Origin of the sequence: Haemophilus sputorum CCUG 13788 (assembly GCF_000238795.1) — a bacterium.
Classification (GTDB): Bacteria; Pseudomonadota; Gammaproteobacteria; order Enterobacterales; family Pasteurellaceae; genus Haemophilus_A; species Haemophilus_A sputorum.
The window spans coordinates 182,913-207,276 of the sequence record NZ_AFNK01000071.1 but is presented as its reverse complement, the minus strand read 5'-3'; the positions used below and the strand labels follow the sequence as shown (position 1 = coordinate 207,276).

Genomic DNA, 24,364 nt, shown 5'->3' with positions numbered 1-24,364 from the left:
CAACTGCAGCAGGTTCTTCAGCAACAGCAGCAGCATCTTCTGCAACAGCAGCAGAAACTTCAGTGAAACGTATTGAAGATTCTGGTTTGATCAGTAAAGACGGTAAAACAGCATCTGCAGCTGATAACACCAGCAAACGCGATAGTGCGAAAGCGAAAGGTAAAGATGCAACAGCTGTGGGCTATGGTTCAAATGCAAGTGGTGAAAACGGCACTGCGTTAGGCAATAACTCACAAGCGTCAGGTAAAAACTCAACAGCTGTGGGTCAAGGTGCTAAAGCTACTGCAAATAACTCTGTAGCACTTGGTCAAGGCTCTGTAGCAAATGAAGCGAATACTGTTTCAGTAGGTAGCCAAGGCAATGAGCGTCGTGTAACGAATGTTGCGGATCCAATCCGTAGCACTGATGCAGCGAATAAACAATATGTTGATCGTTCAGTTGGTGCAGTTCGTAGCGAATTGAAGAAAACTGATAAGAAACTTCGTGGTGGTATCGCAGGAGCAACAGCTGCAGCGAATATTCCACAAGTGACTAAACCAGGTGGCTCAGTGCTTGGTCTTGGTGTAGGTAACTACAAAGGTCAAAGTGCGGTAGCTGTAGGTTACTCTCGTGCGAGCGATAACAACCGTGTTATCTTCAAAGTGAGTGGTGCGGCAACTACACAAGGTGACTACAATGTTGGCGCAGGTGTTGGTTACCAATGGTAATTAAGCGCTAATTAGTGAATAAATCACTCGGGGTAACCCGAGTGATTTTATTATTTGATGGTTTTTATTTGTAAAATTTGACTAGAATAAGACCGCTTGTGAAAGCTATCAGATAATAAAATTAGAAAGAAACAGGATTAAAAATATGCGTAAATATAAAATTGGGATTACATTTAATTTAGAATCTGATGTGACCGATATTTGGGCGAATGGCGCTAATCAAAATGTCATTCATCTTTTTCATTTATTTCAACATTCATCTATTGTAGAAGATGTGGTTTTAGTATCTTGGGGGCCAGAGAAACGAACCACACCTCCAGAAGGATTTATGTTGGATGGATTGAATCTTAAATATGCTTATATTGAAGATGTTATTGATCAATTAGATGTGTTAATTGAAGGTTCATTGATTATTGAGCCTCATCAAGTGGCTCGTATGCATGAACATGGTGGAAAAGTGGTTTGTTATAAAATGGGTAATGATTTTATTATGGACATGGAATATTTTCTTTTTGATAAGAAAGCCGGCAGAGTCTTTAATGGAACCTTATTTGATGCAGTCTGGATGATTCCACAACATGAAAATACTTGTAAATCTTATTTTTCAATAATGTATCGCTGTTCAGCTTATGTTGTACCGGCAATTTGGTCTCCAATTTTTTGTGATAAAGTAATTAAACAGATTAAAGATGAGCACAATTTAACTTTTGGCTATCAACCTGATCCAGATAAAAAAGCAAAACGAATTGCATCTTTTGAAGCGAATATTAATGTAGTAAAAACTTGTTTTACCCCGATATTGATTGCGGAGCAAGCTTATCGTGAACAGCCAGATAAAATAAAAAATGTTTATATGTGTAATACTTATGATAAAAAAGATAATCCAACTTTTTTTAATTTTATAGGTAGAACAGAGTTAGTTAAAAATGGTGTGATGACAGTAGAAAAGCGTTATCAAATGCCAGATTTTTTGACGCGTTATGTGGATATAGTGTTAAGTCATCAGTGGGAAAATGGTTTGAATTATGCCTATAATGATGCTTTGTATGGTGGCTATCCATTTATTCATAATTCAAAACTAATCCCTAAAGGTGTAGGTTATTATTACGATCAGTTTGATGCATTTGAAGGCGCGAAAGTATTACTTGATGTGATTGATAACCATGATAAACATCATGATGAATATGTAAAAAGAGCAAATGAATACTTGGATTCTCAGTTACCGACAAATCCAATAAATATCTATTTATATGAGAAAGAAATCAAGCGGTTATTTTCTTAGTGAGATTAACAAAAATCCCTCAGCCCGAGGGATTTTTTTGATTTATTTATCTATGTTTGTGAGTAACTCTTTCAACTTGTTAAATTCATCTTGATATGTTTTTTGATGTTCTTCAGCCAGTAATGTGAAAGAATCATAGATAAACTGTTTTTGTTTAATTAAGTATTCACAAAGTCCTTTAGCTAAAGGCGAATTCTTCATATTTTCAATTTTATTTAGTTTTTCTAGTACAATATCTATTAAATCTTTAGTGTTTTTAGGCTTCACAAATTCAGTAATTGATCCTAATCGTTTAGTTCTATAGGTATAAAAATAGCTATCATAAATTGCATAGCTTAAGATATACGGAGCAAGATTAAAGCTCCAATCTAAATCTTCATGATTTTTTCCTTTTGGAAAAAAAAGTTGATTATCGATGATGATTTTTCTTTTAATTACCTTATTACATGCTGAAGGTCTATATATATTTCGATTAGTTAATAGATAAAAGTCAGTAATATAATTCCCGCTTAACCCATCTTTAGAAATAGGATAATGTTCTTTTTTATTATCTTTATAACTAAATGTAAGGTCATAGGTGATAAGATCTGGATTTTCTTTCGAAATATTAGCAAGGTCAGAAAGAATATTTGTGCCTTCCCAATAATCGTCACTATCTAAAAACATTAAATACTCTCCTCGAGCTATTTGAATGCCTGCATTTCTTGCATCAGATAATCCACCGTTAATTTTATGGATAACAACAATATTAGAATATTGTTTAGCATATTTGATGCAAATATCAATAGAATTATCTGGAGAACCATCATCAACGAGAATGAGTTCATAATTGGAGTAATCTTGTGCTAATACAGATTCAATACATTGGGTTAGGTAACGCTCAACATCATAGATAGGCACGATAATACTAAATAGGGGATTTTCTATTTTGGGTTGTAATGTTTTTTGAGGCAGTTTACCTAATAAATAACAAGCTTGGGCTATGTTTTTAGGATCGTAAAATGCGGTGAATTGATCAGCAAGCCAATAGGGCTTAGTTTCATTTAAAAGGGTAGTTAACTTTTTAGCCACATCTTTACGAATGAGATATAGTGAACAACCATAGTTATATTGATTAGTATCGCCATAAATTATGGCATAGGGTTCATCACCAGTTTGAAATAAGCGCTCTCCAGAACGATGAGCACCGTCGTGCTGTAATTTTATAATTCCATAATCAGGATATTTATTAGCATAGTTGATAGCAAGTTGAGTAAAATTCTCAACGAGTTGTATTTCACTTTCAGCAATTAAGGCAAAATCATTCTCTTGTAACTGTTCATTTTCAGCAATAGCTTTCCAGCATTGAATATGAGAAAGCGTACGAGCAATTTCTTTGTCATTAACCAATCTATTACGCTCTTCATTATTTTTATTTATATTAAATAATGCTGATGAATTACCTAATAATTTAACTTGTTCTTTACTTATGGCAGTTATCGGGATAACAACAGAATTATCTGCGCATTTTAAAAAATGGTTAAGCGTCTCAGCCTTTTCAGCGTCATAAATAATGTAACTGGTTAATTTTTCCATAATAGTCTTCTTCTGTATTAAAGTTAAAATTATTTTTTTAATAATCTGAGAATAGGTAAGCTAATTAAACAAAGCAACAAGCCAACTAATGCACCTACAATAAAATCACTCAGTGAGAATAATAAGGGGGATAGATTTAATTGCTCAATAAAATGATGAACAAATGGAAGATTATGTGAGAAAATGCCTCCTCCAACCATAAACATGGCGATAGTGCCTAAAATAGAGAGACTTCTCATCAACCATGGCATGAGAAAAATAATGCTATTTCCAACCATTTTAGCTAACGCATTTTTCTTCTCTAGCATCCATAAACCAATATCATCTAGTTTTACGATGAGCCCAACTAATCCGTAAACAAAAATAGTAATGCCGAAGCCGATTGCGGAAAGGGTAAGGATTTTTGTTAATGTAGAGGAATCTTGTACTGTACCCAATACGATAATGATGATTTCTGCTGAAAGAATAAAATCAGTACGAATTGCACCTTTAATTTTACTAGCCTCAGATACTGCTTCATGATGTTCAGAGGATTTTCGATGAAACAGTGAATGGAGTACTTTTTCTGCACCTTCAAAACAGAGATAAGCGCCACCTAATAGTAATAACACTGTAATGGCTTGAGGTAGGTAAATAGAAAGTAGTAAGGCGAGTGGAATTAAAATGATTTTATTGATAAGGGAGCCTTTAGCAACAGCCCAAACAATCGGTAATTCTCGTTCTGGTCGAATATCTTTACCACTAACTTGATTGGCATTCAGTGCCAAATCGTCTCCGATAACACCGGCAGTTTTCTTTGCTGCAACCTTAGACATAATGGAAACATCGTCTAATACTGCAGTAATGTCATCTAATAATGTAAGTAATGAGCTAAATGCCATTGAGATTCCTAAATAAAGGTAAAAATTAAACTTTGCTATTTTACGCTATTTCACCGTATTACGAAAGAATGCGCTCTGTTATTGCATAATAAAATAAAATCCTTTAAAATCCACAACGTTTATGTCGAATTTACGACGGAATATTCAATTTTGTTGCATAAAACAAAATTGCAAATGCAAACTAACTAGAGGACTAGAATTATTAAACCTGTCAAACGTGTACAATCGAATCGTGCACATCGTCTTAACGATGAAATTCGTGGTGTGAAAGAAGTTCGTTTAACTGATGAAAATGGCGAACAAGTTGGTATCGTTTCCATTCAAGATGCGTTAGCAAGAGCAGAGGAAGCGGAATTAGATTTAGTGGAAATTAGCCCTAATGCTGAACCACCAGTTTGTCGTATTATGAACTACGGTAAGTTCATTTACGAAAAAGAAAAAGCGGCTAAAGAGCAAAAGAAAAAGCAAAAAGTAGTCCAAGTGAAGGAAATTAAATTCCGTCCAGGTACTGATGAAGGTGACTACCAAGTTAAATTACGTAGCATTCTTCGTTTCTTAGAAGATGGCGATAAAGTAAAAATTACCGTTCGCTTCCGTGGTCGTGAGATGGCGCACCAAGACATTGGTTTGGATGTGTTAGAGCGTGTAAAACAGGATACTGCAGAAATTGCAGTGGTTGAAGCTGCACCAGGTAAACTGGAAGGTCGCCAAGCAATTATGGTGATTGCACCGAAGAAGAAATAATAAACAATAAAAAAGCAACCTTGAGGTTGCTTTTTTACTTTGTGTGCAATGCCTTTATTTTAGCTTTTTTAATGCCTCACAGCCTTCTTTGCTTTCCCATTCACAAGATTTTTTATAATTCTTTTCGTCTTCATCAACATCAATTTGGTTTTCATACACAATATTCTCTATAAAAGTGAAGAAACATCAAAATTATATTGAAAAAAATAAAAAAAAAGTATAATGCCCAAGTTTTTCTGTGTAAATAAGAAAAACTAAAGCAAACAGGCAAACTCAGCAGCCTGAGTTGCTTTTTAGATGGCGATGTAAATCGCAAAGTAGTGTAATTAGTGCTAGCAAGTAATTCGCAAGAGTTCGCCTGATTATTCATTTAAACCAAAAACAATGCGGAGTTTTTTAACAATGCCTAAAATTAAAACAGTACGTGGTGCTGCTAAGCGTTTCAAAAAAACAGCTTCTGGCGGTTTCAAACGTAAACAATCTCACTTACGTCATATTTTGACTAAGAAAACCACTAAACGTAAACGTCACTTACGCCACAAATCAATGGTAGCGAAAGCAGACCAAGTATTAGTAGTAGCGTGTTTACCATACGCATAAGCGTTTGCGTGAAGACGTACTTTAGTGAATTTTAGTTTTTAATATACATTAGGAGATTTAATAATGGCTCGTGTAAAACGTGGTGTTATTGCAAGAGCACGCCATAAGAAAGTTCTTAAGGCTGCTAAAGGTTATTATGGTGCGCGTTCACGTGTTTATCGCGTTGCGTTCCAAGCAGTAATTAAAGCTGGTCAATATGCATACCGTGACCGTCGTCAACGTAAACGTCAATTCCGTCAATTATGGATTGCTCGTATCAACGCCGCGGCTCGTCAAAACGGTTTATCTTACAGCAAATTCATCAATGGTTTGAAAAAAGCATCTGTTGAAATCGACCGTAAGATCTTAGCTGACATCGCTGTATTCGATAAAGTAGCATTTGCTGCATTAGTTGAAAAAGCAAAATCTGCACTTTAATTTTAAAGTTAGATAAAAATTAGGACGCCATTGGCGTCCTTTTTTATTATAATTTAGGATAAAATCGCATAACAAGCGGTCTAAAAAATAGATTTTTTGCAATTTATAAGGAATCATGATGAAAAAATTAATGTTATGCAGTTCAATAGCTTTGCTTGCAGCTTGTTCTACACCGCCACAGCAAAGTTCTGTGCCAATGGATATGCAAGCCGTAGCAGCTTATCAGCATCGTGTTGCAACAGGCAAAACGATTGATAAAAATAATCCTGCGAATAATGAAGCTTTAAATCAAAGTGATCGTCGTTCTAAAGAAGTAAGAATACAGTCAGTACCAGCTATTTATCCATCAGTGGGATATGGTTATGGCTGGGGACGTCATCATATTGGTTTGGGTTCTGGATATTGGTATTAAAATAAAAAAATCATTTAGCTTAAGATTTCTTTAAGCATTTCTTGATTTAATAGTTTTAGTACAAAGATTGATGTGGTTGAAAATCACAATAAATGAGCCACAAGCGGTCGTTTTTGTAAATAATTTTGCAAAATCGACCGCTTGTTCTATGAGGAAATTCGATGCGAGTATTATTGATTGAAGATGATAGGCTAATTGGAGAAGGCCTAAAATTAGGGCTAACTAAACAGCAATTTGTTGTGGATTGGTTTGAAGATGGTAAACAAGGATTTGAAGCGCTATTTATGACAGATTATGATGCCGTAGTTTTAGATCTGACATTACCAAAAATGGATGGTATGGATATTTTAAAAAAATGGCGAAAAGAAAACCAAGATACACCTGTTTTGATTCTGACTGCTCGCGATACTTTAGATGAACGAATTTCTGGTTTTCAAGCGGGGGCAGATGATTATTTATGTAAACCCTTTGCGCTAATGGAAGTTGTTGTCAGATTGCAAGCTTTGGCTCGCCGCCGTTATCAGCAAAGCAGCACGAATTTAACAATTGGCTCATTAGTAATTGATCAAAATGCACATACTGTCATGCTCAATAATCAGCCAATTTCATTAACAGCTAAAGAATTTAAATTGTTAGAGCTCTTTGCAAATAATCAAACAAGAGTGCTATCTAGAACAATGATTGAAGAAAAATTATATAGTTGGGATAGTGAGCTAAGCAGTAATGCGCTTGAGGTTTATATTCATAATTTACGTAAGAAATTAGGCAAAAGCTGGATTAAAACGGTGCATGGAATTGGTTATAAATTAGGGAATGGCGATGAATAAAATCTGGGCAAATAAAAGTTTGCGGTTACGGCTAATGCTTGCGTTATCCAGTATTACGCTGTTGATTTGGCTGATTGCGACGGCCATTGAATGTGTCAGTTTTAAAAAAGAGATGAATCGCCAATTTGATACCCAGTTGGTTTTTTTTGCTGAACGGCTCGCTTCCTCTAATTTAATGCAAGGTTTCCATGAAGTTCAAGAGCCTGAAAAACGTTATGAAAAGCATGTTGATGATGATGCATTGGCTTTTGCAGTTTTTACCGAACGTGGTGATCTGATTATGAACGATGGGCGTAACGGGCAATTTATTGCTTTTACTCCTAAAAAAGGGTTTCATACTAGTCAAATTTTAGAGGCCGATGATGATGAAAGCGAAGCGTGGCGAATATTCTGGTTAAAATCTAACGATGTATATATTGCTGTAGCGCAGGAGTTAGATTATCGCGATGATATTATCATGGAAATGATGCTTTCTAAGTTATGGGGAGGTGTAATTGCGTTACCTTTATTGTTGATTGCTATTGGTAGCATACTTTCTAAAGAACTTTCACCGTTAAGACGATTAGAACAACAAGTTTTACAACGTAAACCAGATGATACGAATCCAATAATGGTTCCATCTTTACCAAAAGAAATCCAGCCATTGGTCGCAAGCTTAAATCATTATTTTGAACGTAGCCATACGATGCTCAATCGTGAACGCCGCTTTACTTCTGATGCAGCGCATGAGTTACGCAGCCCACTTGCAGGTTTACGAATTCAAACTGAAATTGCACAAATGACACAAGATGATCCTAAGGCACATAAGCGTGCATTAAACAATTTATTGGGGGGTATCGATCAAATCACACAACTTATGGATCAGTTGTTAACGTTGTCTCGATTAGAAAGTTTAACGGAGCTTGATTCGTTAGAAGAGATTAACTGGCAAACATGGATTGAGCAAGGTGTGAGTCAGTGCTATCATCAAGCAGAATTAAAAGGTTCAGATATTCAATTTAATTGCATTGGAATTCCTAAAGGGCAACAAGGGAAAGGGACTTTATTAGCGATGGTATTGCGTAATCTGCTTGAGAATGCAATAAACTACACGCCAGAGAAAAGTCTAATTCAATTAACATTAAGCCCCAAAAGCTTCATTATTGAAGATAATGGACAGGGGGTGAGTGATGAACATCTAGCTAAACTCGGTCAACCTTTTTATCGCCCTGCAGATCGCCCTGTAGAGTCTGAACAAGATAAAAAAGGCAGTGGTTTAGGTATCTCGATTATTCAGCGTATTTTAACCTTACATGGTTTACGTTTTGCTTTGTCTCGTAGTTCTTTGGGCGGGTTAAAAGCTGAAATTTTCTTTGATTAGCTTAAGGCTATCAATATAAGTAGAGCAACAATGAATAAAAATAGACATTTTCAGACAATTGGAATTGTTGGAAAACCGCGCTATGAAAGCGCATTAGAAACGCATTTAGCGGTATATAATTGGCTTAAAGATCGTCATTATACGATTCTTGTAGAAGCTAAAATTGCCCAATCACTCAATCTACCTAATTCAACAGAATTAGCGGAGATTGGGCAAAAAGCTGATCTCATTATTGTGATTGGTGGTGATGGAAATATGCTAGGAATGGCGCGTTATTTCGCACCACATCAAGTGCCATTGATTGGCATTAACCGTGGTAACTTAGGTTTCCTAACTGATATTGCACCACAATTTGCTTTTGAGCAGCTTTATAGCTGTTTAGAAAAAGGTGAATATGAACTAGAAGAGCGTTTTTTACTTGAAGCAATTGTTGAGCGTAATGGTAAAAAAATTGCTAGCAGTAAAGCGCTCAATGAAGTGGTCATTCACCCAAGCCAAGTGACCAGAACCATTGAATTTGAAGTGTATATTGATGGTAAATTTGCCTTTACTCAACTTTCTGATGGATTAATTATTGCAACCCCAACTGGTTCTACGGCATATTCGCTTTCTGCAGGTGGGCCAATCCTGACTCCTAATATGAATGCGATTGCATTGGTACCGATGTATCCGCATACGCTTTCTTCTCGTCCGTTGGTTATTGATGGAGAAAGCCATATCTCAATGCGTTTTGCACAACATAAACAGCTAGCATTAGAGGTAAGTTGTGATGGACAAGTTGATCTGCCGTTTACTCCAGACGATCGCATAGTTGTTCGAAAAAGTAGTGCGAAATTAAAGTTGTTACATTTAAAAGATTATAATTATTTTACAGTACTTGCTTCAAAGCTGGGGTGGGGAAGTAAGTTGTTTTAGTTAACAGCATTGTTCGTTAAACGAAGAAGGGTTGAATTCAATAATTGAATTCAACCCTTTCTTACATTATGCGACAGACTTAAATTGAATTAAGCCATTATCTGCATAGTCGTTGTCATCATCTGCTTCAAGTGCAGCTGGAACGGCTGGTAGTTCTTCTTCGTCAAATGCAGTGTCTCCTTCAACCCCCGCAATGATTTGACCATGTTTAATGCCTTTGAAATCGAATAACTTCGGATCACAAAGATGAGAAGGTACGATATCTTGCATAGCACTGAACATCGTTTCTAAACGCCCTGGATATTGACGATCCCAAGTGTTTAACATTTCTTTCACCACTTGGCGTTGTAAGTTCGGTTGTGAACCACATAAGTTACACGGAATAATTGGGAATTGTTTTGCAATGGCGTATTTCTCAATATCTTTTTCTTTGCAATAAGCTAATGGACGAATCACAATTTGTTTGCCATCATCTGAAATCAATTTTGGTGGCATAGATTTTAATTTACCACCGTAGAACATATTCAAAAAGAGTGTGGCTAACATGTCATCACGGTGATGTCCAAGTGCAATTTTAGTTGCTCCTAATTCCGTTGCGGTACGATATAAAATACCGCGACGCAGACGAGAGCAGAGTGAGCAAGTTGTTTTGCCTTCAGGAATTTTTTCTTTCACGATGCCATAAGTATTTTCTTCAACAATTTTGTATTCCACCCCAACACTTTGTAAGTATTCTGGTAATACATGTTCAGGAAACCCAGGTTGCTTTTGGTCAAGATTAACGGCCACAATATCAAAATTGATTGGTGCATTGAGTTTTAGATTTAGCAAAATATCTAACAAAGTGTAGCTATCTTTTCCGCCAGAAAGGCAAACCATGACTTTATCGCCTTCTTCAATCATATTGAAATCAGCAATGGCATTTCCTACGTTGCGGCGTAAACGTTTGTGTAATTTATTTAGGTTGTAGTTTTGTTTTTTATCTTTATCAGTTTCAGTCATAACAATTCAATCTAAAGTGAAAATAAAAGGCACAAGCAATGCTTGCGCCGGTGTTAAAATTGGTCGAATTATAACTCATCGAAGTATTTATTGCCCCACGTTTTTTCAGCTAAAGCAAGCAAATTTGCAAAATCTTGGTAAGAAGGCACCGCTTGTACATCGATTTTGACTTGCTCACTCAGTAGTTTTTGGCGCAAGGTTTCATACCAATCTAAAAAATGCAGTGGTAGCGGAGAGTTAGCACGCCGACCTAGCCAAAATAGCCCTTGAAACGGAATACTAAGTGCAAAAAGGGCAGTAATGATGGCGTTAATGAGCACGGATTGGCTTGCATCGTTAAAAAAGTATTGCCATAAAATCGCAAAGCAGGCGAATGCGGGCATAAAACGGTTAGCAAATTTAACCAAACGAATCAGACGATAATCAGGCATAAAAAGCGAGAGTTTTTTCTGATTCGGATAAGTTTGCAAATAGCGCAGACCAGCCTTGAGCATTTCGTTCATGATAGTTCTCAATCAGGGAAATTCAGCTGTTAGAGTAAGGCAAATTTTAATGCACTTCAAGCCATCTGTTGCTATACTTTGCTAACTTTTATTTTGGAAAGGATTTTCTATGCCAATCAATTTTCTACAACTTTTAGAAGAGAGTTGGAATTTTATACGTAATCAAACCCAATTTTCGATTATCGCTGTTGGTTTGTTTTTATCATTGAGTATTTTTAATCTTTATATGGCAGAACAATTTACGTCGGTTACATTAGAACCCACGCAAGGGCAGTCATTATTGGCGATTATACTCAGTTTATTGAATCTTTATGTTTCGGTGTTGATCATTTTAAATATTAAAGCGATCAACGATGGCAGTTTCCGCCATTTCTTTCAATCTGTAGGCATGGCACTTGCTCGTTTACCTGCTGCGATTGGCGTGAGCATGTTGGCGGTATTGCCTCTTTCTTTAGGCGCATCTTCTATTATTGTTGGGAATATGATGGGAAATGGCGTTTCAGTCGTTGGTTTGCCGTTATTAGTATTTGGGATCTATATTTTCCTTCGATTATGCCCAGCGCTGTATGCGACCTTGATTGAAAATTTACCGGTAATGCAAGCGGTCAAATTAACTTGGCGTTTAACCAAAGGCAAAATGTTAGTGATGATAGGCTATGCTGTATTCGCTTATCTTATTCCGCAGCTACTACCTGCATTATTGTCTAACTTGGGTAAGAATTTAGTTTTCCAAGTAATTTCTATTGGATCCAGTATTTTCTTTGCCTTGTTTTTAACGATTTTTGGCTTCCGTTTTTATCAAGTGCTTCGTCAATCTTATGAGGGCTAATATGAAACAGTTGATTGAATTTATTCCGCTGATTCTCTTTTTTGTTGTTTATAAATTATTTGGCACTCAAGAAGCGGCGATTGTTTTAGTGGTTGCAACGCTAGTGCAATTAGTTTTACTTAAAAAGCTGTACGGAAAAATTGAAAAAATGCAGCTGTTTATCGCAGGTTTTGTGGTTGTTTTTGGTGGATTAACCGCTTATTTTAATAACGATGAATTTTTAAAATGGAAAGTGACACTAATTAACGCACTTTTTGCCTTAGCGTTATTATTTAGCCAATTTGTGCTTAAAAACCCTTTAATTAAGCATATTTTAGGTAAAGAGATTCGTTTACCGGATGCCGTGTGGGCAAAATTAAATTTAGGTTGGGCAGGCTTTTTTATTCTCTGTATGCTGTTAAACCTATATGTGAGTTATTATTTATCTAGTGATGCTTGGTACACCTTTAAAGTTTTTGGACTGACAGGGTTGAGCTTAGTTGCCACTTTAGTGACAGGCATTTTTATTTACCCTTATCTTAAAGAACAGGAAAAGTCATAATGAAACAGACGCTTTATACAAAACAACCAGAAGGAAAATTACTACTAAGAACTTTAGCAATGCCTTCAGATACTAATGCAAATGGCGATATTTTTGGTGGTTGGATTATGTCGCAAATGGACTTGGGCGGCGCGATTTTAGCAAAAGAATTAGCAAAAGGCCGTGTGGTCACCGTAACCGTAGATAAAATGATTTTCCACCGCCCAATTTCAGTAGGTGATGTGGTGTGTTGCTATGGCACTTTAGTTAAACTAGGCCGCACTTCAATGCAAGTTAAAGTTGAAGTGTTTATCAAAGAGGTTTATCAAGGCATCAATGAACGTTTTAGAGTCACTGAGGCGCTCTTTACTTATGTAGCGATTGATAAAGAAGGCAAACCAACTCCTGTGCCACGCGAGAATAATCCAGAATTAGACGAAGCGATTCGTATTATGGAAAGTTTAAGCGATGAAGAGCGTGGTATTGTCTCTTAATATTTTTTATTGAAAATTGAACCAAACTATTTAACCCAAAAAAGGAGTCGAACATGTACTATGTAATCTTTGCGCAAGACAATCCAAATATGCTTGAAACCCGTATGGCGGTACGCCCAGCGCATTTAGCCCGCTTAGAAAAATTACAAGCGGAAGGTCGTTTATTAACGGCTGGCCCAAATCCTAGTGAAGATGGCAGCACGGTAACAGGTTCAACCGTGATTGCAGAATTTGATTCATTGGCTGATGCACAAGTTTGGGCATCAGAAGATCCTTATGTAGAAGCGGGTGTGTATGGTGATGTCATCATTAAACCATTTAAAAAAGTGTTCTAAAATTTTGGGGTAACATTTACCCCGCTTATATTTCAGCAAGTGGGGCAATCATGCCCCTTTTTTATTCAATCTAAGGATGCCGCCCAATGCTATTATCCGATTTGCAAAATCTCGCACAAAACTCACCGCTTGCACTTGCTCAAATGCTTTCCCCTTTTGTTGAACAAACCTTACAAAAACAGCCGAAACTGCTTGCCGAGTGGCAGAAAAAAGTGCCAATAGCTGAAAGCACAGGCAATTATGCCGAACGTTTGGCGCAAGTGTTAGCAATGGTTGAAGATGAAGAGGCATTGGCACATCAGTTACGTTTGTTTCGTCACCGTGAAATGGCCACTCTGAGTTTTTTGCAATCGAATAAATTGGCTTCCGTAGATTGGATTTTTGGCCAGCTTTCTGAACTTGCAGAAGTGTTAATTTTAGGTGCTAGAGATTGGCTTTTTGCACGCTGCTGTGAAGAATACGGCACACCGATGAATAGCTTAGGTGAGCCACAAGAGTTATTGATTCTTGGCATGGGAAAATTGGGGGGACATGAACTGAATTTCTCTTCGGATATTGATTTGATTTTCACTTATCCAGATGCAGGAGAAACCGTTGGCGGGCGTAAATCGATTGAAAACAGCAAGTTTTTTACTCGTTTAGGCCAACGATTGATTAAGGCATTAGATCAAATTACCCTAGATGGCTTTGTTTACCGGACAGATATGCGCTTACGCCCGTTTGGCGATAGTGGCGCACTCGTGCTGAGCTTTGCGGCAATGGAAGATTATTATCAAGAGCAGGGAAGAGATTGGGAACGCTATGCGATGATTAAGGCGAAAATCCTAGGTGAAGATCTGCAAAATATCAATCATCGCTATTTGAAATCGATGCTGCGTCCTTTTGTTTATCGCCGTTATTTGGATTTTAGTGCGATTCAATCGTTGCGTGAGATGAAGGAAAAAATCAGCCGAGAAGTGGTGCGTCGTCAGCTAAATGACAATATTAAATTAGGCGCGGGCGGCATTCGTGAAATTGAATTTATTGTTCAGACCTTCCAAATGGTTAGAGGCGGTCGCGATAAAATTCTTCAAGAGCGAAGCTTATTAAAAGTGTTGCCACATTTAGCGACACTAAAATTATTACAAGCAGAGCAGGTTGAACAGTTGCGCAATGCTTATCTTTTCTTGCGCCAAGTAGAAAATGTATTACAAGCGATTGAAGATAAACAAACTCAAACGCTACCAACAGATGCGCAAGATCAAGCTCGGCTTATTTTTGCTTGCCGTGAATATTGGCAAGGAAGTGGCGAAAATGCGCAATGGATTCAACACGATATGTCAGATTGGTCTACATTTTTAGCGGTATTAGACAGTTATCAGCAACAAGTGCGAGCGGTGTTTAATCAGATTATTGGTGAAGAGGATGATGAAGACGACACGCCATTAAATGCGCAATTAGCTGTTTGGCAAGATATTTTAACCGCTGAAATGACAGAAGAAGATTTAGCAAGCGTATTGCTCAATTATCCAGTCAAACCAGAGGATTATCAGACAATTTTCCAATTACTTTCAGCAACATTCCAAGATTGGGTTAAGCGCCCAATTGGGGTTCGAGGGCGCAAAGTACTCTCTCAACTCATGCCAAAAGTGATTGATGCAATTTGTCAGCGTGAAGATTACTTAGTATTGCTGCCTAGGATTTTAAATATTCTAGATAAAATCACGTTACGAACAACCTATTTAGAGCTTTTGCAAGAAAGAGATCAAATTCTACCGCTATTGCTCACGCTCTGTGGCCAGTCAATAATGATCGCCGAACAAATTGCGCGCCATCCAATGTTGTTAGATCAACTCATTATTCAAAATAGCCTAACACAAGTTATTGCATTAAGTGATTATAAAACGGCACTCAATGAATTTTTGATTCGAATTCCAGAAGATGATGAAGAAGCACTAATTGATACCCTTCGTCAATTTAAACAGAGCCATATCTTACGCATTGCCAGCGCAGATATTTTAGGCGTGCTGCCGGTGATGAAAATTAGTGATCATTTGACTTATTTAGCTGAGGCGATTATTGGTGCTGTAGTGAAAATGGCTTGGAAATCGGTACAACAACGTTTTGGGCAGCCTTCACATTTAGGCGCTGGCGAACAAGGTTTTGCGGTAATTGGTTATGGTAAACTTGGCGGCATTGAATTGGGGTATAATTCAGACTTAGATTTAGTGTTCTTGCATAATGCGCCATTAGATGCAGAGACGGTCGGCGGCAAAAAATCGATCAGTAACCATCAGTTTTATTTAAAACTCGCACAAAAAATCAATGCGATGTTTAACTTAAATACCAGTGCCGGTGTGCTGTATGAAGTCGATATGCGCCTTCGTCCTTCTGGCGAAGCGGGGCTATTAGTGAGCACCTTTAGTGCTTACGAAAGCTATCAGCAGACAGAAGCGTGGACGTGGGAATCTCAAGCATTGGTGCGAGCGCGTTGTGTTTATGGTAATGCTGAATTAATCGAAAAATTTGAACGAATTCGACAAAAAACGCTAGCAAGTGAGAGAGCAAGTGGTCAATTACGTCAAGAAATTTGCGAAATGCGCCAAAAAATGTATCAGCATTTAAGTGCTCACCATAGTGAAAGTTTCAATTTAAAAACCGATAAAGGCGGCATTACGGATATTGAGTTTATTGCACAATATTTGGTGCTTAATTATGCGCATCAATCACCGAAAATGGCGGTGTGGTCGGATAATGTGCGTATTTTTGATGCTGCAGTTGAGTGCGATATTCTCAGTGAATCTGAAGGAGAGTTGCTGAAACATTGCTATACGACCTTACGCAATCGCATTCATCATCTTAATTTGCTCGGACAACCTAGTATTGTGCCACAAGCCGAATTCGTTGAAATGCGCCAGCAAGTTGAACAAATGTGGCAGAAAATTTTTTATGAATAATGCTTTATCGGCATGACAGATTTTAAATGAGGAAATATATGGAATATCAATTTACCCATAGTATGCACGGCGTGATTGCCCGTTGTTCTATGGATCATGAGGCTTTTGCCCGTTGGTTAAATACTGAAATTACAGAAAACAGCAAAGATTTATCGCTTATTCTGACAGAAATTGAGCGCTGTAAACAGGCATTTCCTAATCAATACCAAGCGGTTTTTGAAGGGCGAGAATATACGTTAATTTTAGATAGCGATGAAGTCATCGTTAAAGCCAATAATTTGGAAGATCCGATAGATGAGGATTTAATGGAAGAAGGATTGCAATTTTACGATCAAGAAAGCATTGCTTTTTGTGGTTTAGAAGATTTTGAGGCATTTTTAAATGCCTATCGTGAATTTATGCAACGTTATCATTAAGATTTGTAAATTTTCTGAGAAAATTGACCGCTTGTCACTTAAAAGAAAGCCTCCGTATTTACGGAGGCTTTGACTTTATGCTTTTTCTGAATGGTTAAAACATTTAGCGATAATTGGAATGAGGCAGAGATAGAGCAGTTGTGCGCCAATGCCTTCCCAACTTGGGTAAAATCCAATTTCAGGCAGGGAGAATGTGAAACCTTCTACAATATGTGTTGGTAAAATATTGGTAAGTTGGAGTGCATGCACACTGACACCCAAAATTTTGAAACCTAGTGCATAAATCAGGAATGTCATCACTTTAAATAGGTGATGAATTGGCAATTTGGTTGCACTTTTTGCCATCACAAACGCTAAAACAATTAAGCAGAGAATTGCAAGCCCAATCCCTAGGAGTAAATCGTTTAGACTAATGAGTGGCAGCATACCTACATAGAATAGGATGGTCTCAGCCCCTTCTCGGAATACTGAAAGGAACGCGAGCGAAAGCATTGAGAGTAAGCTCCCTGTAGCTAAGGCTTTATTCACTTGTTTTTGGACAAATTGTTTCCACCCTGTAATAGAGGATTTTGAGTGTAACCAAGCACCAACTAAGAGCATCATTGCAACGGCTAGAATCCCTACACCGCCTTCGATAATTTCACGGTTACTACCTGCAGAAATTGCAGGGAAGAGCTGTTGTAAAGCAATTGCACCTAAAATACTTGCCACAATACCAAGAATGCTACCCGCATAAACCCAGCGTTTGGCTTTCGGTTGGTTTGCTACATTTAAGGTAGTTAGCAACGCCATAATAATGAGTAATGCTTCTACCCCTTCTCTTAATAGAATCAGCATGGCATCCACAACGCCATAGCTGCCAGAAACATCTATCGCTTTTAGCTCGCTAATCAATTGTTGGAATTTGGCTGTATTTTCCGGCGTATTACCTTTAGCAAGAATAACCGGTAATTCACTTTCTACTTTGGTATAAAGGGCAGCATCACGGGTGCTGACTTCACCTTCAAAAATCGGCCATTGTTGAATAAATAGGGTTAAATCAGCTTGTGCACTTGCACTATCATTTTGTGTTAGTGCGGCGTAGCTTTTCTCTAACAAGGCAATACCTTCAGCTAACGTATTTGGTGCATCGGTGCGTTTTTCGACTTTTAATACGTTGCCACTTTTAAAATCAAGCAAGGCTGCTTTAAGTGCTTGGGATTGCGTTTCCATTTCTGCAAAATTGGCAGGATCACTTAACATGGCAATCCGCATTAAAGTCATTGCTGTTTCAATTTTCCCATAATGCCCGATACTGCTTTCACGTACAGCCATTTCATTTGCCGTCCAAGTGTTATTAAAACGCTTGTAGGTTTCTTGTGTTTCTTCAAGATTTTTCGCTTGAATCGCATCCGCTAATTGCTGATAAACTGGCATGACGCGTTTAGCAAACTGTTGGCGTTTAGCCGTATAATCAACAGGGTTTTGCTCTTTTTCAAACGCGACTAAGGCTTTTGAAAGGACAGCTAAGTTATCTAAATCTGGCTGAGAAATAGCCTGATTTAATGCTTCTGTGACCAGTTTTCCTTTTTCAGATTGATGTGCTTCAAGGGCTGAAAATTCCTGTTGTAAGGCTTTCAGTTGTGCTTGCGCTTGTTCTGTTTGATTTTCTTTGGTTGCAGTCATTACATCCGAAAGTTGAACAAACAGATGGCTAACGTTAAGCGCGCCGAAGCTCGGCGCGCCAAATAGCATCAAGCATAATAGCAAGAAGCTTTTAAAGGAAAAACGATTAAACTTGTTCAAATAAGGCTTTGCCCAGATAGTCATCTTGATCTTTTACTCCTGCGAAACAAGCAAAAATACCGCTACCAACGTGGGTAATATACTCGTTCATTTTGTCGATATTGCCCAGCATTTTTTGGATTTTGATAAAGTTTTCCGGATTATGCTGGAAGGAAATGAATAATAAACCGGTATCAAATTGCCCAGTTTTTTGATCTACACCGCTAGCATAAGAGTAAGAGCGACGTAAGATTTCCATGCCCGCTTTTTTAGCTAAATGAACATGTGAATCTTCTGGTAGTATTGGCTTTTCATCTGTACCAAGCTCAACTTTATCAAACTCTTCTTTTTGCCCGTAAGCTGCGCCATTTTGTTTATAGCGCCCGAAGGTATTTTGTTGTTCATTAAGATTGGTGCGATCCCATGTTTCTAAGAACATTTGTACGCGACGAGCAATTAAGAATGACCCCTCTTTTAACCAGTTATTACCTTGATACCAAACTACTTTATCTAGCGCTTCACCCTGTTGATGGTTTGCAGTGCCATCTCTAAAGCCGAATAAGTTACGAGGGGTATGTTTATCAAAAGAGTTAAAACCAGATTGGCTCCAATGCATGGTGATATGGCTACGTGCCACTCTCACTAAATTACGCACGGCATGGAATGCCACTTGGGGATCATCTGCGCAAGCTTGGATACAAATATCGCCGCCGCTATATTCTTCACGTAACTGATCACGAGGGAAATGCGGTAAATCGACTAATTCTGGTGGGCAGAATTTTTCGATATTTAATTTTTTGAAGAAACTTGGGCTAACCCCAAAGGTCAGCGTCAGATTGTAGGTTGGGAGATCTTCTGCTTCACCCGTATCTTTTGGCGGAATATAGCCATTTTCACTATAACCTTCTACCATTTCACCTTTGGTAAGTTTTTGACTGTATTTTGTCCAAGTTTGGAACATTTCTTTAATTTCATTGATGTCTTGGCTGTGTAAATCCAACACCATAAAATAGATATGTTTTTGTGCAGGCGTAGTGATACCAGCTTGGTGAGTGCCAAAAAATGGCGTTTGTTGATGGTCATGATTGCAAGCAGAGGAAGCAGAAGAGGCGGTGGTTTGTGCCACCGCAGGAAGGCTTGAAGTGCCGGCAAGAAGTCCGGCACCAAGAAATCCAGCTTGCTTAATGAAATCACGACGCCCACGAAGTTGTGAATCTTGTTTTTTCATTATTTTTGCCTCGATTATTTACCTAAAATAATACCCATTTGAGAAAGTGGTTCACCTAATTTGTTTACCGCTTCAGCTAGTGCTTTAGTATCCGCTTGGGTAAGTTTGTCATAACCAACGTAGTGATAACCATCTTTAGATTGGTTATATTTAGCTAAAAGCGTATTCACATGAGCAAATTTTGATTCAATATCTTTAGCTAATTTAGCATCTTTTTGAACGATGGTTGGTTTGAGTAAGGCAAAGATTTTTTCAGCCCCTTCAATGTTGGCTTTAAAATCGTAGAGGTCGGTTCTAGAGAAGATGTCTTCTTCACCAGTAATTTTACTGGTTGAAACTTCATTAAGTAGGTCAACGGCACCTGTGACCATCAATTCTGCAGTCACCTCTGTCGTTGGGATTTTTGCGCGTAATTCTTTTACATCTTTTAACAGTTGATCAGCAACAGCTTCTGTTCCTTTGGTAGTGTTTTCAGTCCATAAGATTTTTTCAATTTTATGGAAACCAGTCCATTCGTTTTCAACGGTTTTTTCATCACTTGGCTTGTTGTTGCTTTTTGCATCTTCTTGAAGATCGGCAAGACGAGCATCAATGCGTGGGTCTAATTCACCAAAGCTTTCTGCAATAGGCTCAGAACGCTCATAGTACATACGGGCAAGCGGGTAGATTCTTTTTGCTTCTTCCACATTACCTGCTTTTAATGCTGCCACAAATTTTTGTGTATCTGCTTCTAAGTGATCGATTTGCTCAATCACAAATTGTTTATAAGCATCAGTTTCTTTTTGAAATGGTTGAGCGGCAGAAGCGCTATTTACTATGAAAAGGGCAGTTGAAATGGCAAATGCTAGTGATTTAATACGCATACAAACTCCTAGTGTGTATAAATGAAATAATTCTCATTTATCTTACTATTATTGAGAAAGAGATACAAGAAAGAATCTTTCAAACAAGCGGTCGTTTTTAAAGAAAATTTTGCAAAAAAAACCTAGCACAGGTGCTAGGTTTGTATAAAAAGCGAGAGATTAGTGACCAAAAATTGACATGCCACTAAACATAATTGCTAACATTGCAGTTTGTAATTGCTCTTCAGAAACGGCTTCACCATTGAAGTACATTTTTTGATCATCACGCACTTCAAGTAATCCGTGAATCTGTTTACCATCTTTTGATAAAAGGCCTGACTGTTCAGCATTTTGGCGAATTTGTTCTATCTGTTCTTTTACTAACTCTTCTGATTTTGCACCTTCATCAAATTTAGCTGCTTGGGACAGAATCTGTTCTAGCGAACTTAAATCAATTTTGAGCTCAATTTTTGATGGATTAAAGATTTTGAATGTTTCTGAGATAGTCTGGCTTTGCGCAACATCTTCAGGTTTAAATGGCTTGAGACTAATATCTACGGTTAATTGCTGTTTTCCTTTTTCATTAGTTAAAGAGAAATCATTAAGTTTAAATACTGGAGCATGGTAAAGAAGGTCTGCCTCTTTTTCTAGTATCGCGATAGAATCTTCTTCTGTCATGTTTTTTTTCTGTTCAATGACCGCAGAAAATTCTTCCAATGTTTTCGCATCTAGGTTCATTGCTAAATCTGAATGGAATTGTCCAACTTTCACTAAATTATTCGCATTTGTGCCGAATTTAGCATCAAGTTGAAGGTCCATAGTCCCATCAACGCGATCATTCTTAACTTGGCTATCGCCTTTTATACGGATCTGATCAGCAACTAAAACAGTACCTTTACCATTGATAGTTAGATTATCAATGTTTAAAGAATAAGGACCAATGCCGGTCAGACGAGGATAAGTACTATTTGAGGTAAAATCTGCAGAGTAGTGGAGACCTGAAATGATAGAGTTCTCTTCATCTGTTCCAATTTTGATTTTATCTGCCTGAATACTTTGTTTTGAGGTATTAGAGAAATTACCACTTACCTTGATTTCTGAGCTAGAAATAGTTGAAGTATTGATTGGCGCAATAACATAATGACTATTTGGTGTACCATCATAGCCAACATCGGTTGTGCCTGAAATTAATTCTTTTTGACCAAATAAAGTTTTAGTTTCCTCATTTGCGGCAAAAATATGGTTTTCTGCACTGAATAATACTGGGGCTAAATCTAGTTTAGCTAAGCGATTTAATGGGAAAGGCCCGTGATGGAGTTTATCTTTACCACTAAATTGGTAAGTTTCGCCATCATAGGTGCCTTCTACGGTATAGGTAACATCAGAGCTAAAAAAGCCTTTTGTTAATACAACATCCTTAATTTGCGCGTTTTCAATATTGTATTGAGCAAGTAACTTGAGCTCTTTATTTGAGTTTTCAATCAGTTGCGCGTAACGTTGTTCAATTTGAGAACCGGTAAACCACGCACCGCCGACTGCGGCTACACCAAGTGCTGCTACAAGTGAAATGGCAATTGTCGATTTTTTCATATAAGTCCTTATGAAGTTAAGAAAATAAGTAAAATTTTATTAAAATATGACCGCTTGTTTAGCCTTTAGCTTGCTCAATGAGCCAGTCACAAGGAGCAAAACGTGCGCCATATTGTTGGCTGTGCAGTTTTAATTGATGCACAATTTCTTTCGTACCAATGTGATCCATATAAGCATAAATGCCTCCTAAAAATTCAGGAAAACCGATACCTAATACTGAGGCAACGTTACCTTCTTCTTTAGATTGAATCACATTATCTTGTAAACACCATGCTGCTTCGTTAAGCATTCTCAGCAAGCAACGGCGAACAATTTCTTCGGCTTCTAAATCATTACGCGCGATAGTTTCCATGACATGATAAATACTTTTATCTTCTTGCACACGCTCATTATATCGATCATAAAGATAGAACCCACGTTTATTTTTCAGCCCTTTACGTTCGTTACGAATCAATAAATCTACTTCATCTGGCAAATCAAAACGTTGCCCGAGAGAGGCTGCTAATGTAGGCGTTGCGCGTGTTAAAATATCTAGCCCCATTTCATCAATCATGGCTAAAGGCCCAATTTCAAAACCGAATTCTTGTAATGCTCGGTCAATAAATTCGATAGATTCACCTTCAACTAAGCAATGAATGGCTTCGTTTAAAAATGGCATTAACAAACGATTGATAAAACCGCCTGGCGAATCTGAAACGAGTAGCGGAATTTTGCCTTGTTGAATGGCAAAGTGAATTGCTGTCGCTATCGTATGTTCGCAAGTGCTTTCATGGGGAATAATTTCCACCATTTTCTGTTTAATTACTGGGCTAAAGTAATGAAAGCCAATTACATTTTGTGGACGTTCAGCAACTTTTGCAATTTCCGCAATGCGGAAGGTTGAGGTATTCGTGGCTAAAATAGTCTGTTCACTGTAATACGATTCACTTTCTTTAATAAGCTGCTGTTTAAGCGGCAGATTTTCATAAACCGTTTGAATGACAAAATCTGTTGATTTTGCACCAACTAAACGTTCTCCCCCAGTAATGAGATTCATGCGTTGCAGCATTTCACCTGCAGATAACTGCTGATTTTTGACCGCTTGTTGCATCAATGCATAACTTTTCTGTAACGCTTTTTGAATTTCCGATGGATGAATATCCTTGATACGCACTGGGATTTTAGCATTAAATGCCGTTAAATAGGCAATATCTGCACCAATATAACCTGAACCAAGGATAGTTACTAACGAAACATCTCGCACGTTACCTCGAATGCGGTATTTATCTCGCATTAAACGTTCGGTGCGCTGTAAATCAATCAACACTTTAGAGGTGTTAGAATGCAGCAATTTAGCAAAAGCCACTTGCTCAAGTTTTAACCCCGCTCTAAAGTGCGGCTCTTTAAGTAATTCTAGCAATTCAGTAATTGCAGGGTAGTGCCCAAAGGTTTTCTGCCAGGTTTGGTTTTCGATGCGATCTAATAATTTATTTCGCAGAAATGTATTGCCTTCTAACTGTTTACGCCATTGTTGTATCCAGGTTCGCGTTTTCTTTGGATCTGCTTTTTTGACTTGTTTATTTAACAGTAATTGATAAGCGATTGGCAATAACTGTGGCGAAGGCACAATTTGATCGATAAGCGAAAGCTTTAATGCGCGCTCAGTGTTAATTTTTTCGCCTGTAAGCAATAAATTTGCCGCTTGCCATAAGCCAATTAAACGCGGTAGGCGTTGTGTCCCTCCCGCAAACGGGAGTAAGCCTGAGCGCACTTGTGGCATAGCAAACTGTGTGTGCACCGATTCCGCAGCAATGCGGTAATCGCAGGCTAAAGCGAGTTCGAGCCCTACACCAAAGCAGTTGCCTTCAATCGCAGCAATAACGGGTACTTTCAGCATATTCAGTTCGCGCATTAAATTTTGAGCATCTTCTGAAAAGCTTAATAGTTGTGCTTCGCTATATTCTTGCAATAGACTTGGCTTGAGGCCTTGAATAAATGTATTAGGGCAGTCGGAATAGAAAATAACGCCCTTTGCCTGTGTATATAAAATCTTGCCAATTAAATAACGCAGTTCGCTAATAAAATTAAGCGATAACCAGTTGGCTTCAGCATTTGGCGTACGAATTCGAATTAAGGCAATTTGATTTTCATCTATTTCAAAATGAAAGCTATTTTCTGGAGAAAGTTGTTCTGTCATTGTTACGCC

The 24,364-nt window shown here is 37.8% G+C and carries 24 protein-coding genes; 15 read left to right on the top strand and 9 right to left on the bottom strand.

Annotation, left to right across the window (positions count from 1 at the left end; all coding sequences use genetic code 11):
* Both HSP_RS0109140 and HSP_RS0109135 read left to right on the top strand, forming a co-directional pair.
* Nucleotides 1-707 (top strand): YadA family autotransporter adhesin (locus HSP_RS0109140; protein ID WP_010129934.1); only part of this gene is annotated, 707 nt, incomplete at its 5' end.
* A gap of 145 nt (nucleotides 708-852) precedes the next feature.
* Nucleotides 853-1,989, top strand: a complete 1,137-nt coding sequence (locus tag HSP_RS0109135) for a DUF2827 family protein (RefSeq protein ID WP_007524697.1) — start codon at nucleotides 853-855, stop codon at nucleotides 1,987-1,989.
* A gap of 42 nt (nucleotides 1,990-2,031) precedes the next feature.
* Here the strand turns inward: HSP_RS0109135 and HSP_RS11010 are convergent, their stop codons facing one another.
* A complete protein-coding gene (locus HSP_RS11010) occupies nucleotides 2,032-3,564 on the bottom strand; it encodes a glycosyltransferase (protein WP_007524916.1) in 1,533 nt (510 codons plus the stop codon).
* Between the two features lie 29 nt (nucleotides 3,565-3,593).
* Nucleotides 3,594-4,445 carry a DUF808 domain-containing protein gene (locus HSP_RS0109125; RefSeq protein ID WP_007525143.1) on the bottom strand — a complete coding sequence of 284 codons (852 nt, stop codon included), beginning with the start codon at nucleotides 4,443-4,445 and terminating at the stop codon, nucleotides 3,594-3,596.
* A 198-nt stretch (nucleotides 4,446-4,643) separates the two neighbouring features.
* Between HSP_RS0109125 and infC the strand changes: the two genes are divergently transcribed.
* The 7 genes from infC to HSP_RS0109085 all read left to right on the top strand — a co-directional run bounded on the left by infC (nucleotide 4,644) and on the right by HSP_RS0109085 (nucleotide 9,720).
* Entirely contained in the window at nucleotides 4,644-5,189 is a 546-nt protein-coding gene (gene infC / locus HSP_RS0109120) for a translation initiation factor IF-3 (protein ID WP_425268520.1), read from the top strand.
* Between the two features lie 402 nt (nucleotides 5,190-5,591).
* Entirely contained in the window at nucleotides 5,592-5,789 is a 198-nt protein-coding gene (gene rpmI, locus HSP_RS0109110; protein ID WP_005596065.1) for a 50S ribosomal protein L35, read from the top strand.
* 63 nt (nucleotides 5,790-5,852) lie between these two features.
* The gene (gene rplT, locus HSP_RS0109105; protein ID WP_005596075.1) at nucleotides 5,853-6,206 is read left to right on the top strand and encodes a 50S ribosomal protein L20; all 354 of its coding nucleotides are present in this window, start codon (nucleotides 5,853-5,855) and stop codon (nucleotides 6,204-6,206) included.
* A gap of 118 nt (nucleotides 6,207-6,324) precedes the next feature.
* A complete protein-coding gene (locus HSP_RS0109100) occupies nucleotides 6,325-6,618 on the top strand; it encodes a YajG family lipoprotein (protein ID WP_007524585.1) in 294 nt (97 codons plus the stop codon).
* A gap of 161 nt (nucleotides 6,619-6,779) precedes the next feature.
* On the top strand, nucleotides 6,780-7,445 hold the full coding sequence (locus HSP_RS0109095; RefSeq protein WP_010129926.1) for a response regulator: 666 nt from the start codon (nucleotides 6,780-6,782) through the stop codon (nucleotides 7,443-7,445).
* Nucleotides 7,438-8,805 (top strand): ATP-binding protein, encoded by a 1,368-nt coding sequence (locus HSP_RS0109090; RefSeq protein ID WP_007525045.1) that lies wholly within the window; start codon nucleotides 7,438-7,440, stop codon nucleotides 8,803-8,805. Before HSP_RS0109095 ends, HSP_RS0109090 begins: the two co-directional genes overlap by 8 nt.
* A gap of 30 nt (nucleotides 8,806-8,835) precedes the next feature.
* Complete coding sequence (locus HSP_RS0109085) at nucleotides 8,836-9,720, top strand: NAD(+) kinase (RefSeq protein WP_007524885.1); 885 nt, start codon at nucleotides 8,836-8,838, stop codon at nucleotides 9,718-9,720.
* A gap of 66 nt (nucleotides 9,721-9,786) precedes the next feature.
* On the opposite strand, the gene ttcA is transcribed toward HSP_RS0109085, so the two are convergent.
* Together ttcA and yfbV are read right to left on the bottom strand one after the other, a co-directional pair.
* A complete protein-coding gene (gene ttcA / locus HSP_RS0109080; protein ID WP_007524998.1) occupies nucleotides 9,787-10,722 on the bottom strand; it encodes a tRNA 2-thiocytidine(32) synthetase TtcA in 936 nt (311 codons plus the stop codon).
* A 68-nt stretch (nucleotides 10,723-10,790) separates the two neighbouring features.
* On the bottom strand, nucleotides 10,791-11,225 hold the full coding sequence (gene yfbV / locus HSP_RS0109075) for a terminus macrodomain insulation protein YfbV (protein ID WP_007525357.1): 435 nt from the start codon (nucleotides 11,223-11,225) through the stop codon (nucleotides 10,791-10,793).
* A gap of 109 nt (nucleotides 11,226-11,334) precedes the next feature.
* On the opposite strand from yfbV, the gene HSP_RS0109070 reads away from it, so the two are divergent.
* The 6 genes from HSP_RS0109070 to HSP_RS0109045 all read left to right on the top strand — a co-directional run bounded on the left by HSP_RS0109070 (nucleotide 11,335) and on the right by HSP_RS0109045 (nucleotide 16,755).
* Nucleotides 11,335-12,054 carry a hypothetical protein gene (locus tag HSP_RS0109070; RefSeq protein ID WP_007524301.1) on the top strand — a complete coding sequence of 240 codons (720 nt, stop codon included), beginning with the start codon at nucleotides 11,335-11,337 and terminating at the stop codon, nucleotides 12,052-12,054.
* A 1-nt stretch (nucleotide 12,055) separates the two neighbouring features.
* Nucleotides 12,056-12,595 carry a septation protein A gene (locus HSP_RS0109065; protein ID WP_007524642.1) on the top strand — a complete coding sequence of 180 codons (540 nt, stop codon included), beginning with the start codon at nucleotides 12,056-12,058 and terminating at the stop codon, nucleotides 12,593-12,595.
* Nucleotides 12,595-13,068, top strand: a complete 474-nt coding sequence (gene yciA / locus HSP_RS0109060; RefSeq protein ID WP_007524439.1) for an acyl-CoA thioester hydrolase YciA — start codon at nucleotides 12,595-12,597, stop codon at nucleotides 13,066-13,068. Before HSP_RS0109065 ends, yciA begins: the two co-directional genes overlap by 1 nt.
* A 53-nt stretch (nucleotides 13,069-13,121) precedes the next feature.
* Complete coding sequence (locus HSP_RS0109055; protein ID WP_007524104.1) at nucleotides 13,122-13,403, top strand: YciI family protein; 282 nt, start codon at nucleotides 13,122-13,124, stop codon at nucleotides 13,401-13,403.
* Nucleotides 13,404-13,489: 86 nt separating this feature from the next.
* The gene (glnE, locus tag HSP_RS0109050; protein ID WP_010129924.1) at nucleotides 13,490-16,339 is read left to right on the top strand and encodes a bifunctional [glutamate--ammonia ligase]-adenylyl-L-tyrosine phosphorylase/[glutamate--ammonia-ligase] adenylyltransferase; all 2,850 of its coding nucleotides are present in this window, start codon (nucleotides 13,490-13,492) and stop codon (nucleotides 16,337-16,339) included.
* A gap of 38 nt (nucleotides 16,340-16,377) precedes the next feature.
* The gene (locus HSP_RS0109045) at nucleotides 16,378-16,755 is read left to right on the top strand and encodes a YacL family protein (protein WP_007525442.1); all 378 of its coding nucleotides are present in this window, start codon (nucleotides 16,378-16,380) and stop codon (nucleotides 16,753-16,755) included.
* 75 nt (nucleotides 16,756-16,830) lie between these two features.
* Here HSP_RS0109045 and HSP_RS0109040 read toward each other — a convergent pair whose 3' ends face one another.
* From HSP_RS0109040 to HSP_RS0109020, 5 genes are all read right to left on the bottom strand, one after another.
* A complete protein-coding gene (locus HSP_RS0109040) occupies nucleotides 16,831-18,564 on the bottom strand; it encodes an FTR1 family iron permease (protein WP_010129923.1) in 1,734 nt (577 codons plus the stop codon).
* Nucleotides 18,527-19,747 carry an iron uptake transporter deferrochelatase/peroxidase subunit gene (efeB, locus tag HSP_RS0109035; RefSeq protein ID WP_010129922.1) on the bottom strand — a complete coding sequence of 407 codons (1,221 nt, stop codon included), beginning with the start codon at nucleotides 19,745-19,747 and terminating at the stop codon, nucleotides 18,527-18,529. Before efeB ends, HSP_RS0109040 begins: the two co-directional genes overlap by 38 nt.
* 14 nt (nucleotides 19,748-19,761) lie before the next feature.
* Nucleotides 19,762-20,610, bottom strand: coding sequence for an iron uptake system protein EfeO (gene efeO / locus HSP_RS0109030; RefSeq protein WP_010129921.1), 849 nt, complete (start codon nucleotides 20,608-20,610; stop codon nucleotides 19,762-19,764).
* 159 nt (nucleotides 20,611-20,769) lie between these two features.
* Nucleotides 20,770-22,179 carry a YdgA family protein gene (locus HSP_RS0109025; protein ID WP_010129920.1) on the bottom strand — a complete coding sequence of 470 codons (1,410 nt, stop codon included), beginning with the start codon at nucleotides 22,177-22,179 and terminating at the stop codon, nucleotides 20,770-20,772.
* A 58-nt stretch (nucleotides 22,180-22,237) separates the two neighbouring features.
* Nucleotides 22,238-24,355: a 3-hydroxyacyl-CoA dehydrogenase NAD-binding domain-containing protein gene (locus HSP_RS0109020; protein WP_010129919.1), complete on the bottom strand. Its 2,118-nt coding sequence runs from the start codon at nucleotides 24,353-24,355 to the stop codon at nucleotides 22,238-22,240.
* Nucleotides 24,356-24,364 lie beyond the last annotated feature (9 nt).